Below are 17,840 nucleotides of genomic sequence, written 5' to 3'. Positions count from 1 at the left end.
CGAAGTTTGGAGAGTAAACCCGCTATAAAAGCTTGCCGGGGGGAATCGCGGGGTTCTTCAGGAAGGGTTCAGGATTGACTGTTTTGGGTGATTTCAATGGCCCCATCGCGAGCAAGCTCGCTCCCACATTGGTCCTGTGGACACCGGTCCACTGTGGGAGCGAGCTTGCTCGCGATGGCGGCCTTTTAGTCGCCGCAGGACTCAGCTGGCAGTGGCCAACAACAAATCCACCACCGACCGGCCATGCCCGCGATGCTTGCCGTGTTCATACAGCGAGCCGGCGATTTCATCGGCGCGAATCGGCAGGATCGACAGCAAGGTGTCGCTCAGCCCATGGCTGGCCTGGCAAAAGCCCTGCATGTAGAGGCCGGCCTTGCAGCGTTCATCGGTGATCAGTTTGTAGTTGCGATCGACCTCGAAATCACCCAGGTACTCTTCGAGCGGTGCCAGCAGCTTGCGGTGCATCTGCCGCTCGTAACCGGTGGCCAGCACCACAGCGTCGTAGTGACGCACCGAGACTTCGCCGGTGGCGTTGTTGCGCAACACCAGTTCGATGCCCCGTTCGTTGGCGGTGGCCTTTTCGATGGTGGTCAGGGTGCGGAACGCATGACGGGCGATGCCCGAGACCTTCTGCCGATAGAAGATGCCGTAGATTCGCTCGATCAGATCGATGTCCACCACCGAGTAGTTGGTGTTGTGGTACTCGTTCACCAGGCGCTCGCGCTCGCTGCCTGGCTGCTGGAACACCAGGTCGGTGAACTCCGGGGAAAACACTTCGTTGACGAAGGGGCTGTCGTCGGCCGGCTTGAGTGCCGAGCCGCGCAGGATCATGTCCACCTGCACCGACGGGAAGCTGTCGTTCAAATCGATGAAGGCCTCTGCCGCGCTCTGCCCGCCTCCGATGATCGCGATGCTCATCGGCCGGTTGTCCACGCACGGCTGCTTGGCCATCTGCGCCAGGTACTGGGAGTGATGGAACACCCGACCGTCATCCCTGAGTGCCTTGAATACCTCGGGAATACGTGGCGTGCCACCGGCGCTGACCACCACCGACCGGGTGGTGCGCACCTGCTGATGCCCGGTCGCATCGCGGGAAATCACCCGCAACGCCTCGACCTGATGGTTGTGCAGCACCGGCTCGATGGTCAGCACTTCTTCGCCGTAGCGGCTTTGCGCGGTGAACTGCCCGGCGACCCAGCGCAGATAGTCGTTGTACTCCATGCGGCACGGATAGAAGGTGCCCAGGTTGATGAAGTCCACCAGGCGCCCGTGGGCCTTGAGGTAATTGACGAACGAGTAAGGGCTGGTCGGATTGCGCAGGGTCACCAGGTCCTTGAGGAAGGAAATCTGCAACTCGCTCTGGGTCACCAGGGTGTTGCCGTGCCAGCGGTAGTCGGCCTGCTTGTCGAGAAACAGCACATCCAGGTTGCCCTGGCTCGCCCCGCGCTCTTGCAGCGCGATGGCCAGTGCCAGGTTCGAGGGGCCGAAACCGACGCCGATCAGGTCGTGAACGAGGGGCGATACAATTGCCTGTGTCATTTCCAGTGTCCTCTGGATGTTCCCCTCAAAGGCGGGGGCATTGAACCTAAGTGACCTGACCGACCAAGGGCCGCACAACAGGTCGTCTGTTGATTAGGAACGAGGACCGTGAAAAAAAATTTAACCGCGCAGGCTCACTGGGTGTCCCACTGTCGCATCCGTATACGGCAATGCTTCATGGCATTGACAATGTGCTTCTCGACCATTGCCCGGGAAATGCCCAGTTGCTCGGCAATTTGCGGATGGGACAGGCCTTCGATCTTGCGCAGCAGGAAACTCTCGCGGCACAACCTCGGCAACTCCGCCAGGGCACACTGGAGCATTTCCAGACGCTGGCCATGATCGAGCACGTTATGCGGCGAAGGGGTGAAATAGCGCTCTTCATTGTCGAGCACCTCAAGAGGTTCGGCCTGACGCAGGGTGTTGCGCCGATGGTCGTCGATAACCAGGTTGAGGGCGGTGCGATAAAGGAACGCCCGGGGTTGCTCGATCGGCGTATCACTGGAACGCTCCAGGACCCGCAGATAAGCGTCATGCACCACATCTTCGGCCACCTGACGGTTGCCCAGCCTGGCGTTCAGGAAACACACCAGTTCGCGATAGTAGTTTTCCAACATGACTCCCGTCCGCACGGGGGTGCGGTTTCTGTCCTTGAGCCCTTTGCGCGACCGTTGAAATAAACAGTGGCACGATAATGGCAGTTCGAGTCGCGTAATTTATAGTAATTCTCATATAGATTTAAAGTACTGCTTCAACTTGCCTGGTATTTAGTCACGACCCCTGTAGGAGCGAGCTTGCTCGCGAAGGCATCAAGGACAACGTGTTGACCCAGACGGCACGCGTTATCGTTAACGTGCATCGCGATCAAGCTCGCTCCTACATTAGTTTGTGTCAGCACCTAAATTCCCCGGCGCTTTCTACGTTTACAGGACAGCTCCCCGTCCCTGTCCGGCCCTGCCGGCAGCGTTCAGCCATCGACCTGCTGCTGAACGACGGGCCGATTTCCTAGGCCGGAACCCTGCATGAAACGTCCCCGACAGACCCGACGCGCCCTGCTTGCAGCACTTTGTCTGATCCCCGTGGTTGCCGTCGCCGCCTGGCAGTTCATCCCGCCGGGCCGCGACGGGCTCGTCACCGTTCAGGTCAGCCGCACCGACATTGAAAGCAGCGTCACGGCATTGGGCACCCTGCAACCGCGGCGCTATGTCGACGTCGGCGCCCAGGCCTCCGGGCAGATCCACAAGATTCACGTGGAAGTCGGCGACGTGGTCAAGGAAGGCCAGTTGCTGGTGGAAATCGACCCGTCCACGCAACAGGCCAAACTCGATGCCGGGCGCTTCTCCATCGAAAACCTCAAGGCGCAGCTGCAGGAGCAGCGAGCGCAGCACGACTTGGCCCGGCAGAAACACCAACGTCAACAGAACCTCGCCGCCGGCGGCGCCACCCGAGAAGAAGACGTGCAGACCGCCCAGGCCGAACTGCGCGCCACCCAGGCACGGGTCGACATGTTCCAGGCGCAGATCCGCCAGGCCGAAGCCAGCCTGCGCAGCGATCAGGCGGAGCTCGGCTACACGCGGATTTATGCGCCGATGGCCGGCACCGTGGTGGCGCTGGATGCCCGGGTCGGCCAGACCCTCAACGCCCAGCAGCAAACGCCGCTGATCCTGCGCATCGCCAAGCTGTCGCCGATGACCGTGTGGGCCGAGGTCTCGGAGGCCGACATCGGCCACGTCAAACCCGGCATGCACGCCTGGTTCACCACCCTGAGCGGCGGCACCCGGCGCTGGACCAGCACCGTGCGGCAAATCCTCCCCGTTCCGCCCAAGCCGCTGGACCAGACCAGCCAGGGCGGCGGCAGCCCCGCCAGCACCAGCAAAAGCGGGAGTGCCCGCGTGGTGCTGTACACCGTATTATTGGACGTCGACAACGCCGACAACGCCTTGATGGCGGAAATGACCACCCAGGTATTTTTCGTCGCCAATCAGGCGCAGAACGTTCTCACCGCGCCCATCGCCGCCCTGCAGGCAGGCCCGCAGACAGACCAGCAGACCGCGCAAGTGGTCGCCAGCAACGGCAGCATCGAGCAGCGCAACGTGCGCACCGGCATCAGCGACCGCCTGCGGGTGCAGATCCTCGATGGCCTGCAGGAGGGCGATCACCTGTTGATCGGCCCGATCGACGGGAGCGGCGGTTAAATGCACACGCCCCTGATCGACCTTTCGGACATCCGCAAAGCCTACGGCGGTGGCGACGCGCCTGAAGTCCATGTGCTGCGCGGCATCGACCTGTCGATCCATGCCGGGGAGTTCGTGGCAATCGTCGGCGCTTCCGGCTCCGGCAAGTCGACGCTGATGAACATCCTCGGCTGCCTCGACCGCCCGACCTCGGGCGAATACCGCTTCGCCGGGGAAAACGTCGCGGCGCTGGACAGTGACGAACTGGCCTGGCTGCGTCGTGAAGCCTTCGGTTTTGTGTTCCAGGGCTACCACCTGATTCCCTCCGGTTCGGCCCAGGAAAACGTCGAGATGCCGGCCATCTACGCAGGCACCCCAGCCGCCGAACGCCACGCTCGCGCCGCCGCCCTGCTCGACCGTCTCGGCCTGGCTTCGCGCACCGGCAACCGCCCCCATCAACTCTCCGGCGGGCAGCAGCAAAGGGTGTCGATTGCCCGCGCATTAATGAATGGCGGCCACATCATCCTGGCTGACGAACCCACCGGTGCCCTCGACAGCCACAGCGGCGCCGAGGTCATGGCCCTGCTCGACGAACTGGCCAGCCAGGGCCACGTGGTGATCCTCATCACCCACGACCGCGAAGTGGCGGCCCGGGCCAAGCGCATCATTGAAATTCGCGACGGCGAGATCATCAGCGACAGCGCCCGGGACAATCCCACCGCGCAAAACTCTGCCAACCCCGGCGCCCTGCAAGCCGTCGATTTGCGCAAGCGCCTGAGCGAAGGCGCCGAAGCCACCGGCGCCTGGAAAGGCGAATTGGTCGATGCCGTGCATGCGGCGTGGCGAGTGATGTGGATCAACAAGTTCCGCACCGCGCTGACCTTGCTCGGCATCATCATAGGCGTGGCCTCGGTGGTGGTGATGCTGGCCGTGGGCGAAGGCAGCAAGCGCCAGGTGATGGCGCAGATGGGCGCGTTCGGCTCCAACATCATTTACCTCAGCGGCTCGGCGCCCAACCCGCGCACGCCCATGGGCATCGTCACCCTCGATGAGGTCGCCGCGATTGCCAGCTTGCCCCAGGTGATGCGGATCATGCCGGTCAACGGCCAGGAGGCCGGGGTGCGCTTTGGCAACCTTGATCACATGAGCTACGTCGGCGGCAACGACACCAACTTCCCGGCGATTTTCAACTGGCCGGTGGTCGAAGGCAGCTACTTCACCCACGCCGATGAACAGAACGCCGCGGCGGTCGCGGTGATCGGACACAAGGTGCGGACCAAATTGCTCAAGGACGTGGCCAACCCGATCGGCCAGTACATCCTGATCGAAAACGTCCCCTTCCAGGTGGTCGGCGTGCTCGCGGAAAAAGGCGCCAGCTCCGGCGACTCCGACAGCGACGACCGTATCGCCATCCCCTACTCCGCCGCGAGCGTGCGCCTGTTCGGCACCCACAATCCCGAGTACATCGCCATCGCCGCCGCCGACGCGCGCAAGGTCAAGGAAACCGAAAAAGCCATCGAGCAACTGATGCTGCGTCTGCACGACGGCAAGCGCGACTTCGAACTGACCAACAACGCGGCGATGATCCAGGCCGAGGCGCGCACGCAAAACACCCTATCGCTGATGCTCGGCTCGATTGCGGCCATTTCGCTGCTGGTGGGCGGGATCGGCGTGATGAACATCATGCTCATGACGGTGCGCGAGCGGACTCGCGAGATCGGTATCCGCATGGCCACCGGTGCCCGCCAGCGCGACATCCTGCGCCAGTTCCTCACCGAAGCGGTGATGCTCTCGGTGGTGGGCGGCCTCACCGGGATTGCCCTGGCGCTGATCGTCGGTGGCGTGCTGATTTTCAGCGAAGTCGCTGTCGCGTTCTCCCTGATAGCGGTGCTGGGTGCCTTCGGCTGCGCCCTGGTCACCGGTGTCGTTTTCGGCTACATGCCGGCCCGCAAGGCTGCCCGACTCGACCCGGTCACGGCCCTTACCAGTGAATGATCGATTGATGAAGCCGCCACTCAGTGTGTTAACCCTGTGCCTGTTGCTCGGCGCCTGCGGCACCCCGCCACAGCGCCCCGACAGCGGCGTCCAACCGCCGGCTACCTGGCAATCCCGGCACACCGCAGGCGCTGTCCATGACAACCAGCAATGGTGGAACCGCTTCGGCAGCCCGCAACTGGGTCGCCTGATCGAACAGGCGCGGCTCGGCAGTTACGACTTGGCCGCAGCCATCGCCAGAGTGCGCCAGGCCCAGGCCGACACGGTGATTGCCGGCGGCTCGCAACTGCCCGAAGTCAAGGCAGGGGTCAACGCCAACCGCCAGAAATTGCTGCGCGGCAACGGCTACAGTCAGCTCGATGCCGACAGCGATAACGACGCCGTCGACTACTTCACGGCGAACCTGGTTGCCAGCTACGAAATCGATTTCTGGGGTGGCCAGCAGGCCAGCCGCGACAGCGCGCAATTCAGTCTCAAAGCCAGCGAGTTCGATCAGGCCACCGTGGAACTGACGTTGCTCAGCGGTGTGGCCAACGGTTACGCGCAAGCCTTGTCGTTGCAGGAGCAGAGCCGCATCGCCGAGTTGAATCTGGCCAATGCCCAAAGCGTGTTGAAACTGGTGCAGACCCGTTTCGATTCGGGTTCGGCCACAGCCCTGGAACTGGCACAGCAAAAAAGCCTGGTGGCGGCGCAGCAACGCCAGCTGCCGCTGGTGCAGCAACAGGCCGAAGATGCACGGATCAGCCTCGCCGCCCTGCTCGGCCGCCCGGTTCAGGCGCTGTCGCTGGGTCAGGAACGCTTCGATCAACTGACCTGGCCTGCGATTGACGCCGGGGTACCCAGCCAGTTGCTCAGCCGCCGTCCGGACATTGCCCGGGCCGAGGCGCAACTGGCCGCGGCCCAGGCCGACGTCACCGTCGCCCGGGCCGCGATGCTGCCGACCGTGACCCTCACCGCCGAAATCGGCTCCGGTGCCGACCGGGCCGACGACATCCTGCGCAGCCCCTTCTACAACCTCACCGCCGGGCTGCTTGCGCCGGTGTTCAACAACGGCCGCCTCGGCGCCCAGCGCGACAAGACCACGGCGCGTCAGCAAGAACTGCTGGAAACCTATCGCGGCGCGATCATCAACGGCTTCGCCGACGTCGAAAAAGCCCTCAACAGCATTCGCGGACTGGATGAGCAGCGCGGGTGGCAGAGTGAAGAACTGAGCCAGGCGCAGACCGCCTTCAATATCGCGCAAAGCCGTTATCAGGCCGGGGCCGAGGATTTGCTGACGGTGCTGGAGACCCAGCGCACCTTGTACGCGGCACAGGATTTGAACGTGCAGCTGCGGTTGTCGCGGATGCAGGCGAGTATTGCCCTGTACAAGGCGCTTGGGGGTGGGTGGCAAGTCTTGTAGTTGCTGGGCCTGACAGGACGCCATCGCGAGCAAGCTCGCTCCCACAGTGGATCGTCAGTGAACACAAAGTCTGTGTACGACCAGGTTCAAATGTGGGAGCGAGCTTGCTCGCGATTGAACGATAACGCGGTATCAAGCCTGGCTTTGTTTAGCCTTCAGATTGCGCGCATACCACGGCCGCTGGGGCACTTTGCGGAACAAATCCTTCAGTTTCGTCTCGTCCTCGCCAAAGGTAATGCGCAACGCCAGCTTCATGGTTTCCGGGTCCATTTCCACTGACTTGCCGGCCTGCAACCCCGGTGTGGTGCTGCAACCGTGGGTGCTCGGGCCGAGCCACGGGTCGTCGATCTCGACCCAGCGTCCCGGCGCGAACCATTGCACGCCGTTGACCTGCAGCCGACTGACCTGCCCCGGATGAAAACGCTCGTGGGCGCGAAACCAGTCTTCCAGGCGATCGTCGATCCAGCCATGGAAATGCCAGAACACCGGGCTGACATGGGAAGAAAACGGGTCGCCGAGAAAATCGTTTTCCGGTGCAAACCAGCGTGCGGAAAAGTCCGCCGGATCCCGGGCGAACGGCACCGGCTGACCGTTGGACGGATCACGCGGCACCGAAGCCCAGCGCATGTGCAGCCAGTCGTGCAGGCCCAGTTCGACCTCCGAGCCGAACTGGCCGAGGGTCAGCGTCGACAGGTAACGCGGATCGCGGTAGCGGGATTCCCAGACCTGGAAATTGCTGTGATACGTCTCGCCGGTCTTGATGTCGCTGACCCATTGCGAGTACTCGTCATCGTCCTCGGCCAGCCAGGTCGGCGGCAGCGCGGTGCCGTCGTGATTGTCGAAGTAACGCGCAAAGCCGAGCCGGTCCCGCGCCAGCTCCGGTTGTGGCAACGGGAAATGCGTCCAGGACGGCAGGTCCTGCATCGAACGCGCGGTGCCGAGCATGTGCCGGTGCATGAAGAAAAAGTCCACGCCAGAACCGTTGCGATCCTTGCGCACACCTCGGGCATCGCGCTCCTGGTCCCGCGGTCCGGGTTGCCAGCCGAGCCCGCGCAAGGCGCCGCGCTGGTCTTCGGACAGCTTGTGCCACTTGTCCCGGGAGGCATGCCAGAGCTGGTGGAACAACCGGTGCTCCGGCGATACCAGCCAGGCGAGCAGGGTCGGATTGAGGCCGGCGCGCTCGCGAGCTTCAGGGAATACCCGTTTGACGGCGATGAAGCGATTGTCCTGGGCGGTCAGCATCAGTGGCCGATTCAGGTCCAGCACACGTCCACTGAGACTGCCGCTGCCAGCATTACCGAAACCGGCCCAGACCTCGTCCAGGGTCATGTCGAACTCGTAATCGCAACAGCCGCTGGCGCCCAGCAGACGCCAACCCAGTTGCTTCGGGTTGGTCCCGGACAGATCGCCGAGCACCCGGTAACGGGGCGCTTCGGTGGAGCGCAAACGCTCGGCGGTGTCGAGATAACCACTGACACCGCGCCCCTTGTGGCCGATGTCGAGGAGCACCTCCAGGCCTTCGAGGGGCAAGCCTTCGATACCGGCGTCACGACCTTCGAAACGAATCTGCCAGACCCCGCGCAAGGTATCCGCCAAGCGTTGGCCGGCAACATCCGCCACCTCGAACGAAGCTTCGCCGGGGGTGATCGTCGGGTCCGGCCTGGTCAGTTCGCGATGCCCGTAATACACCGCCGGCACGGCGGCACCGGTCAGCGCCAGACCCGCGAGAAACCATCGTCGAGAAATCGTCATTGCCCTACCTGTGTCAGCCATGGAGCAGGCTTTATCCAAGCTAGAACGTTTGTTGCCCGCATAAATTTAAAAGCATCGCGAGCAAGCTCGCTCCCACACTGGATCTATGTCGCACTGAAGATCCCTGTGGGAGCGAGCTTGCTCGCGATGAGGCCATCAGCCACGCTAAATTTTCCGGTCAGCCACTCGTTCCCCCCAGATAGCAAAGGCCCCAGCGCCTGATCCGGGGCGGCGAACCTGACTGAGACGGCAATGACAAAACCACGTTCGAAAAAGGCTCTTTTCATCGGCCTGCCGCTGGCCCTGGCGATCAGCGCGGGTGCAGGCTTCGCGGCCTGGGATCACTGGTTCAGGGACAACCCCGGCTACCCGGTCAAGGTGATGAAACAGGCCGAGCAACTGCAGGAACGCATCCTCTCGTTCGACAGCCACATCACCGTGCCCATGGATTTCGGCACCGCCGGCAACGAAGTCGACAAGGACGGTGAAGGCCAGTTCGACCTGGTCAAGACCGGTCGCGGGCGTCTGTCCGGGGCGGCGCTGACGATTTTCGGCTGGCCGGAAATCTGGAACGGTCCCAACGCGCCCCATCGCCCTACCGCCGGCTTCGTCGACGAAGCCCGCTTTGAGCAGGAAACCCGCTACAAGATCATCAGCGCGATGGTGCGTGACTTCCCCAATCAAGTGGCCATCGCCTACACCCCCGACGACTTGCGCCGCCTGCACGGCGAAGGCAAGTTCGCGGTGTTCATCAGCATGCTCAACGCCTACCCGCTGGGCAATGACCTCAATGCCCTGGACAAGTGGGCTGCGCGCGGTATGCGTATGTTCGGCTTCAGCTACGTGGGCAACAACGCCTGGGCCGACTCGTCGCGGCCGCTGCCGTTCTTCAACGATTCCCGGGATGCCTTGGGCGGGCTGTCGGACATCGGCAAGCAAGCGGTGCATCGCCTCAACGACCTGGGCGTGATCATCGATGTGTCGCAGATGTCGACCAAGGCCCTGGAGCAAGTGGCGCAACTGAGCCGCACGCCGATGGTCGCCTCCCACTCGGCACCGCGCGCCCTGGTGGACATCCCGCGCAACCTCAGTGACACGGAAATGCAATTGATCAAGCACAGCGGCGGCGTGGTGCAGATCGTCGGCTTCCCCACCTATATCCGCCCGCTGAGCCAGGCCACCCAGGACAAACTCAACGCCCTGCGCGCCCGTTTCGACCTGCAACCGCTGCAAGGTCTGGAGATGGCATTGATGCCCGGCGACCCGGTGATCACCGTCTGGCCCGAGCAGCGTTTCGGCGAGTACGCCAGCCAGCTCTATTCGATCCTCGACGAAGAACCCAAGGCCACCCTCAAGGATTACGGCGATGCAATCGACTACACAGTGAAAAAAATCGGCATCGACCACGTCGGCATCAGTTCCGACTTCAACGACGGCGGCGGCCTGGACGGTTGGAAAGACGTCAGCGAGGCCCGCAACGTGACCGCCGAACTGATCAGCCGCGGCTACAGCGACGCCGACATCGCCAAGCTCTGGGGCGGCAACTTCCTGCGGGTCTGGGACCAGGTGCAGAAGTCTTCCCGGCCTGTCGTAAAAAACTGATTTTTCCTTTTGCCAAAGCGAACCGAATCCATGACCAACCGTCGTTCATTCCTCAAGCAGGCCGGCATCCTGGCGGCCGGCATTCCCCTGGCCTCCGCCGTGAGCCTGCCAGCACGGGCCGCCAGCCCCGCGCCGTTGCCCAAGGACAAATGGGACCAGTTGCGCCAACTGTTCACGCAGGACCCGAACTACCTGCACTTCGCCAACTTCCTGGTGACCTCGCACCCGCTTCCCGTGCGTGAAGCCATCGAGATGCATCGCGCCAATCTCGATCGCAACCCGGGCCTGGCCATGGACTGGCATCGCGGCGAAACCGAACGCCGCGAAGAAGAGGTGCGCGTGTGGGCCGGTCGCTACTTGAAGGCCAAGCCGTCGCAGATCGCCCTGACCGGCAGCACCACCGAAGGCCTGGCGATGATCTACGCCGGTATCCACGTGCGCCCGGACCAGGAGATCCTCACCAGCGAACACGAGCACTACGCCGCCAACAGTGTGTTCGAATACCGCACCCAAAAGGACGGCACCCAGGTTCGCAAGATCAAATTGTTCGAAGACCCGTACAAAGTCTCGACCGCCGAAGTGCTGGCCGCGATTGAACGCAACATTCGCCCCGAAACCCGTGTACTGGGCATGACCTGGGTGCATTCCGGCAGCGGCGTGAAGCTGCCCATCGGCGAGATCGGCAAACTGGTGGAGGAGAAAAACCGTGGCCGCGCCGACAAGGACCGCATCCTCTACGTGATCGATGGCGTACACGGCTTCGGCGTGGAGAACGTCGACTTCCCGGACATGCACTGCGATTTCTTCATTGCCGGCACCCACAAATGGATGTTCGGCCCACGGGGCACGGGGATCATCTGCGCCCGCTCCGACGAGCTCAAGGACGTGACCCCGACCATCCCGACCTTCTCTGAAGCCACCCAGTTTTCCACCGTGATGACCTACGGCGGCTACCACTCGTTCGAACACCGCTGGGCACTGACCGAAGCTTTCAAGTTGCACCTGGAGCTGGGCAAGGCCGAGGTCGCGACGCGCATTCACGACATCAACAGCTACCTGAAGAAACGTTTGCAGGCACACCCGTCGGTGGAGCTGGTCACGCCGCTGTCGCCGGAGTATTCCGCCGGTTTCACCTTCTTCCGCATCAAGAACCAGGACTGCGACGAAGTCGCCAACTTCCTGATGGATCAGCGCGTGGTGTGTGACGCCGTGGACCGTGATGTCGGGCCGATCATTCGTGTGTCGCCGGGGCTGCTCAATACCCAAGCGCACATCGACAAGTTGATGGAACTGATGGCCAGCAAGCTCTGAACCGCCGATTCCCTTTAGCGAGAACCCTTATGAAAAACATCCTGAACAGGGGGCGTTCCAAAGGCCTGGGCGCCCTGATGCTGCTGGCATTGCTCGGCAGTGCCATGCCCGGCCTCGCCCAGGCGTATACGGCGCCGCTGCCGGGCAAGGTCTTCAAGGATTGCCGTAACTGCCCGGAAATGGTCGTGCTGCCCGCCGGCACATTCACCATGGGCACCCCGGAAGACGAAGTCGGCCGTGAGCCTGATGAAGGCCCGATGCATGAGGTGACGTTCGACAAGCCGTTCGCCATGAGCCGCTACCAGATCACCGCTGGCGAATGGGACCAGTACCTCAAGGAAACCGGAATCACCCTGCCCGATGGCGACACCCGCCCCGGCCGCGAGTGCATCAACAGCAAGCCGCGTTATCCACAGAGCCCGCGTCAGCCGGCGGTGTGCATGAACTTCGCCGAAGTCAGTGCCTACGTCGCCTGGCTGTCGATGAAGACCGGCCAGCACTACCACATCGTCAGCGAGGCCCAGCGCGAATACGCCGCCCGCGCAGGGTCAACGGGTCCCTTCCCCTTCCCGTTCGACCCCGGCACCGAGTACAGCATCGCCACCCACGCCAACACCTACGGCCCCACCGATGGCTACAGCTACAGTTCGCCGGTCGGCAGCTACCCGCCCAACGCCTTCGGTATGTACGACATGCACGGTAACGTCTACGAGTGGATCGCCGACTGCTACCACCCGGACTACGTCGGCGCTCCCACCGATGGCAGCGCCTGGACCGAACCGAACTGCGACACCCTGCGCATCCGTGGCAACGACTGGGGCGAAGCACCGGTGTTTTCCCGCTCGGGTAACCGCAATGACATCGACCCGCAAACCCGTGGCGACTGGATTGGATTTCGTGTAGTACGCACTCTCTGATCTCCAGATCCCTTATGGGAGCGGGCTTGCTCTCGAAGGTGGCCTGTCAGTCGACATCTTCATTGGCTGACAGCCCGTCTTCGCGAGCAAGCCCGCTCCCACAGGTTTGGCACCACCTGTCTCCCACCGTTTAAATTAAGCCCTTCACCAGACGTTCTACTGGGTATCTGCCTTACGACCCAAGGAACTGTCTGCCATGACCCAGCCTACCCGAGGCGCCATCGGCGAATTACTGGCCCTGTTGAAACCGTTTCGACTGATCGTCGCCGCGTCCATTTTCCTGGGCATGGTGGGTGGCCTGAGCGTGACGGTGTTGCTGGCCACCATCAACAACGCGCTGCATTCGCCGCACGGCCTGACCCAAGGCGTGGTCGCGCTGTTCGGCGGCCTGTGCCTGCTGGCTCTGGGTAGTTCGATCTGCTCCGACATCGGCACCAACTATGTTGGCCAGCACATCATTGCCAGGCTGCGCAAAACGCTGGGGGAGAAAGTCCTTTCGGCCCCCATCGAGCAGATCGAGCGCTATCGCAGCCACCGGCTGATCCCAGTGCTGACCCACGACGTCGACACCATCAGCGACTTCGCCTTCGCCTTCGCGCCGCTGGCGATTTCCCTGACCGTGACCCTTGGCTGCATGGGTTACCTGGCGATGTTGTCGTGGCCGATGTTCCTGATGATGGTGCTGGCAATTGCCATCGGCACCGGCATCCAGTTCTATGCGCAGGGCAAGGGCATCCAGGGTTTCATGGCCGCCCGCGATGCCGAAGACGATTTGCAAAAGCACTACAACGCCATTGCCGGCGGTGCCAAGGAATTGCGCATCCACCGCCCGCGCCGCCAGCGCATGTTCGTCAAGGGCATCCAGGGCACCGCCGATTTCATCTGTAACACCCAGGTGCGTTCGATCAACACCTTCGTGATCGCCAAGACGCTGGGCTCGATGCTGTTCTTCGTGGTCATCGGCCTGGCGCTGGCGCTGCAATCGTTCTGGCCGAGCGCCGACCAAGCGGTGATGAGCGGTTTCGTGCTGGTGCTGCTGTACATGAAAGGCCCGATCGAGCATCTGGTCAGCACCTTGCCGATCGTGAGCCGGGCGCGGATTGCCTTCCGCCGCATCGCCGAGCTGTCCAGCCAGTTTTCCTCGCCCGAGCCGCACCTGCTGCTCAACGACAACGGCATCCGGCCAACCGTGCTCGACCGCCTGCAACTGAACAATGTCAGCTACGCCTTCCCCGCCGCACCGGGCAGTGACGCGTTTCGCCTGGGCCCGGTGAACCTGACCATCGAGCAAGGCGACATCATTTTCATCGTCGGCGAAAACGGCTGCGGCAAGACCACCCTGATCAAGTTGCTGCTGGGCCTCTACGCGCCGCAACAGGGTTCGATCCAGCTCAACGGCCAGGGCATCGATGCGCACAATCGCGACGACTATCGCCAATTGTTCACCACGATTTTTGCCGATTACTACCTGTTCGATGACGTGGTCCAGGGCGACCAGCACATCCCCGAAGATGCCAACGCCTACCTGCAACGGCTGGAGATCGCGCACAAGGTCAGCGTCAGGGACGGCAGCTTCACCACCACCGACCTGTCCACCGGCCAGCGCAAGCGCCTGGCGCTGGTCAATGCCTGGCTGGAAGAACGCCCGGTGCTGGTGTTCGACGAATGGGCCGCCGACCAGGACCCGACCTTCCGCCGCATCTTCTACACCGAGCTGCTGCCGGACCTCAAACGCCTGGGCAAAACCATCATCGTCATCTCCCACGACGACCGTTATTTCGATATGGCCGATCAACTGGTGCGCATGGAATCGGGCCGGGTCGTCACCGAGCGCGCAACCGCCTGAGCGCCGTGGCCGCACGCAAATCATTGTTTTTTGAAGTTTGTTTTCCGGTTTAGCCAAAGTGGTCCGTCTAATAATAATTATCATTAACTAAAAAACTGCACACACCATTCTGGAGCGATTCGAGCAATGCAAAGCCTTACTCTGTCCCGCGCACCCTTGGCGTTAGCCATCGAACGGCAAAAGAAATTCCGAACGGTCGTGCCGGGCGCGCTGCTGACCCTGTTGCTGCTGGGTACGTCCCAGGTCGAGGCAGCCCCGGTGAACGTCAATGTACCGGCTCAGTCGCTGGCCAGCGCATTGCGCCAACTGGGCCAGCAGACCAACCTGCAGATTCTCTACAGCCAGGACATGGTCAACGGCATCAAGTCCACGGCGGTGTCCGGCAACATGGAACCGGAACAGGCACTGAAAACCTTGCTGCTGGGGAGCGGCATCAATTTTCAGTTGAATGGCAACACCGTGTCGCTGGTGCCATCGGCCGGTGACTCCAGTGCATTGCAACTGGGTGCGACGTCCATCACCGGCTTGGCGCTGGGGCCAACCACCGAAGGCTCGCACTCCTACACCACCAATGAAGTCACCATCGGCAAAGGCAACATCAAGCTCAAGGACATCCCGCAGTCGGTGTCCGTCGTCACGCGCCAGCGCATGGACGACCAGAACCTGAACAGCCTGCAGGACGCCATGCGTCAGGTCACCGGCGTGACCATCAAGACCTACAACTCCGGCTCCAGCCTCAATGACGTCTACATGCGTGGCTTCCTCGTCGACCAGGTGCAGGTCGACGGCGTCTCGCAGCCCACCGGCCAGGGCGACATGGCCACCAGTTTCGACCTGGCGATGTACGACCGCATCGAAGTGCTGCGCGGCCCGTCGGGCCTGTACCAGGGCGCGGGCGAACCCGGCGGTACCATCAACGTGGTGCGCAAGCGCGCCCTGAGCAAATTCGCCCTCGGTGGCGAGCTGGCTGCCGGCTCTTACGATCGCTACCGTTCTTCGGTGGATGTCACCGGCCCGTTGAACGAACAGGGCACCGTGCGCGGTCGTTTCATCACCGCCTACGAGAACAACCAGTCTTTCGTCGACTACGCGCAGAACGAACGCCCGATGGTCTACGGTCGCCTGGAATTCGACCTCGACCCGGCCACCACCCTGTCGGTCGGCGGCGCTTACCAGAAGAACAACTCCACCCCGGCCTTCGGCCTGCCGGCCTACGCCGACGGCTCATTGCTCGACGTGCCGCGCTCGACCTTCGTCGATGCCAAGTGGAACACCCTCAACGAAAAAGTCTGGGAATCCTTCGCCGAGCTCGACCACGAACTGGACAACGGCGGTCAGTTCAAGACCACCCTGACCTACCGCGATGCCGAAACCCCGGAGCGTAACTTCACCTGGGCCGACGGCGCAGTCGACCCGGCCACCGGTGACAGCTGGGCCGTGGCCTACGACTACTACACCCACATCAAGACCGTCGGCGTCGACAGCTTTGTCACCACGCCGTTCGAGTTCGCCGATCGCCGACACGAGTTCACCGTGGGTGCCGAGTACCAGCACCTGGACAAGGATTTCACCTACGGCGGCGGCGAGTATTTCCCGATCAACGTGTGGAATCCGGGCAGCATCGACATTCCCCGCAATGACTATGCGCACGTCAACGGCAACTGGTCCAAGTCCGATCAGTACGGCGTCTACACCCGCGCCAAGTTCAACGTCACCGACTGGCTCGATGTCATCGGCGGCAGCCGCGTGACCTGGTACGAAAGCGATGCGAAGAACGCCAACGCCTTCTTCAACAACTTCGGCGAAGCCCACACCAGCATCAACCGCAAGGTCGTGCCGTACGGCGCCATCATCGGCAAGATCACCCCAGAACTGTCGACCTACTTCAGCTACACCGGCGTGTTCAAACCGCAAAGCGAAATCGGCACAAACGGCGAGCCGGTCGGCCCGCGCGAAGGCAAGCAATACGAAATCGGCCTCAAGCGCGAATTCTACGACGGTCGCCTGAACGCCAGCATCGCCGCCTTTCGCATCTACGATGAAAACCGCGCCGAATACGACAACACCTCCGGTGCCTACATGACCGAAGGCAAGGCACGCAGCCAGGGTTGGGAAACCGAGTTGAGCGGCAACCTGACCGACAACTGGAGCATCGTCACCGGTTACGCCTACACCTCCACCAAGTTCCTGGACGGCGACCAGGCCAACAAAGGCAAGACTTTCAGCACCATCACGCCCAAGCACAACTTCAACCTGTGGACCAAGTACGAGTTCACCGACGGCCCGCTCAAGGACTTCAGCGTCGGCGGTGGCGTGCGTGTGGTCAGCGACACCTACTACCAGCGTGACGTGAAGTTCCATCAAGGCGGCTATGCTGTTACCTCGGCGCAAGTCGGCTACAAGTTCAACGAACACCTGTCGTCGACACTGACCGCCAACAACCTGTTCGACCGCAAGTACTACGACCGCGTCGATGCCTCCTGGGGCACCAACTTCTACGGCGACCCGCGCACCCTGACCCTGAGCCTGCGCGCGCAGTACTGATGGCCGACTGCCTCCACCTGTAGGAGCGAGCTCGCTCCTACAGTGGCTGGCGCCGCGAACCCGATGGCTGACTGCTTCCACCTGTAGGAGCGAGCTTGCTCGCGATGGTCGTTAACGATAACGCGTGTTTACTGGTTGAACGCTGCGCCTATGAGTCCATCGCGAGCGAGCTCGCTCCTACATTAGTGGCCCGGTGCCGTTTTCTGCTTGCGCAGCGGCCCTGAGTTGCTCGGTATCGACACGGACAAACGTGGAGTCCCCGACAGCGGTCAGGACATCCCCGGCGAAGACCTCGCAAATAACCCGACTTTTGCGCCCGACCTCGCCCTCGACTTTTGCACGCAGTGTCAGGGGGACACCCATCGGGGTGGGCTTGATGTACTTGATGCCCAGGTTACCGGTGACGCAGGTGATGTGGGGCAAGCTGCCTACCTCGCGCTGTTCTGCCCGGTAGTGATAAGCCATCGCTGCCCAGTTGGAGTGGCAATCGACCAGCATCGCGATCAAACCGCCGTAAACCAGACCCGGCCAGCCGCAATACTTGTCATCCGGCATGTGCTGCGCCATGACATGCACGCCGTCTTCATGCCAGAAGCTCTTGATGTGCAGCCCGTGCGGGTTTTGGCTGCCGCAGCCATAACAAACGCCTTCAGGTGCGGCGATGTCTTGAAGCGAAATGTCCTGCGTGGTCATACCGTGTCCATCCTTAATACCGGGTGGTTCAAAACGGACCAGGTCGCCCTGGTCCGCACCGTCTG

General features: G+C 62.4%; 12 protein-coding genes. 8 read left to right on the top strand and 4 right to left on the bottom strand.

The features are described from left to right. Positions 1-201 precede the first annotated feature (201 nt). Together AC1RS8_RS22835 and AC1RS8_RS22830 are read right to left on the bottom strand one after the other, a co-directional pair. Positions 202-1,539 (bottom strand): lysine N(6)-hydroxylase/L-ornithine N(5)-oxygenase family protein, encoded by a 1,338-nt coding sequence (locus AC1RS8_RS22835; protein ID WP_489338967.1) that lies wholly within the window; start codon positions 1,537-1,539, stop codon positions 202-204. Between the two features lie 134 nt (positions 1,540-1,673). Next, positions 1,674-2,156: a sigma-70 family RNA polymerase sigma factor gene (locus AC1RS8_RS22830; RefSeq protein WP_057713952.1), complete on the bottom strand. Its 483-nt coding sequence runs from the start codon at positions 2,154-2,156 to the stop codon at positions 1,674-1,676. Between the two features lie 405 nt (positions 2,157-2,561). On the opposite strand from AC1RS8_RS22830, the gene AC1RS8_RS22825 reads away from it, so the two are divergent. The 3 genes from AC1RS8_RS22825 to AC1RS8_RS22815 are packed head-to-tail and all read left to right on the top strand — an operon-like array spanning position 2,562 to position 7,110. Continuing rightward, positions 2,562-3,734, top strand: coding sequence for an efflux RND transporter periplasmic adaptor subunit (locus AC1RS8_RS22825; RefSeq protein WP_489338968.1), 1,173 nt, complete (start codon positions 2,562-2,564; stop codon positions 3,732-3,734). Then, positions 3,735-5,708, top strand: a complete 1,974-nt coding sequence (locus AC1RS8_RS22820; protein ID WP_090456893.1) for a MacB family efflux pump subunit — start codon at positions 3,735-3,737, stop codon at positions 5,706-5,708. A 7-nt stretch (positions 5,709-5,715) separates the two neighbouring features. Next, positions 5,716-7,110: an efflux transporter outer membrane subunit gene (locus AC1RS8_RS22815; protein ID WP_489338969.1), complete on the top strand. Its 1,395-nt coding sequence runs from the start codon at positions 5,716-5,718 to the stop codon at positions 7,108-7,110. 132 nt (positions 7,111-7,242) lie between these two features. Here AC1RS8_RS22815 and pvdP read toward each other — a convergent pair whose 3' ends face one another. Then, positions 7,243-8,862 carry a pyoverdine maturation tyrosinase PvdP gene (gene pvdP / locus AC1RS8_RS22810; RefSeq protein WP_489338970.1) on the bottom strand — a complete coding sequence of 540 codons (1,620 nt, stop codon included), beginning with the start codon at positions 8,860-8,862 and terminating at the stop codon, positions 7,243-7,245. A gap of 252 nt (positions 8,863-9,114) precedes the next feature. Here pvdP and pvdM point away from each other — a divergent pair, with 252 nt between their 5' ends. The 5 genes from pvdM to AC1RS8_RS22785 all read left to right on the top strand — a co-directional run bounded on the left by pvdM (position 9,115) and on the right by AC1RS8_RS22785 (position 17,082). Further along, a complete protein-coding gene (gene pvdM, locus AC1RS8_RS22805) occupies positions 9,115-10,464 on the top strand; it encodes a pyoverdine-tailoring dipeptidase-like protein PvdM (protein WP_154861475.1) in 1,350 nt (449 codons plus the stop codon). A gap of 30 nt (positions 10,465-10,494) precedes the next feature. Then, entirely contained in the window at positions 10,495-11,775 is a 1,281-nt protein-coding gene (pvdN, locus tag AC1RS8_RS22800) for a pyoverdine-tailoring periplasmic protein PvdN (RefSeq protein WP_489338971.1), read from the top strand. Positions 11,776-11,804: 29 nt separating this feature from the next. Further along, positions 11,805-12,692, top strand: a complete 888-nt coding sequence (pvdO, locus tag AC1RS8_RS22795; RefSeq protein WP_154861477.1) for a dihydropyoverdine dehydrogenase — start codon at positions 11,805-11,807, stop codon at positions 12,690-12,692. Between the two features lie 196 nt (positions 12,693-12,888). Further along, a complete protein-coding gene (locus AC1RS8_RS22790; RefSeq protein ID WP_218498072.1) occupies positions 12,889-14,538 on the top strand; it encodes a cyclic peptide export ABC transporter in 1,650 nt (549 codons plus the stop codon). Between the two features lie 126 nt (positions 14,539-14,664). Beyond that, entirely contained in the window at positions 14,665-17,082 is a 2,418-nt protein-coding gene (locus AC1RS8_RS22785) for a TonB-dependent siderophore receptor (RefSeq protein ID WP_489338972.1), read from the top strand. A 177-nt stretch (positions 17,083-17,259) separates the two neighbouring features. On the opposite strand, the gene AC1RS8_RS22780 is transcribed toward AC1RS8_RS22785, so the two are convergent. Further along, complete coding sequence (locus tag AC1RS8_RS22780) at positions 17,260-17,775, bottom strand: PaaI family thioesterase (protein WP_340316049.1); 516 nt, start codon at positions 17,773-17,775, stop codon at positions 17,260-17,262. Positions 17,776-17,840: the final 65 nt, after the last annotated feature.

The organism is Pseudomonas sp. GW821-FHT12A04 (assembly GCF_058807755.1).
This window is presented reverse-complemented; position numbering and strand designations above follow the sequence as displayed.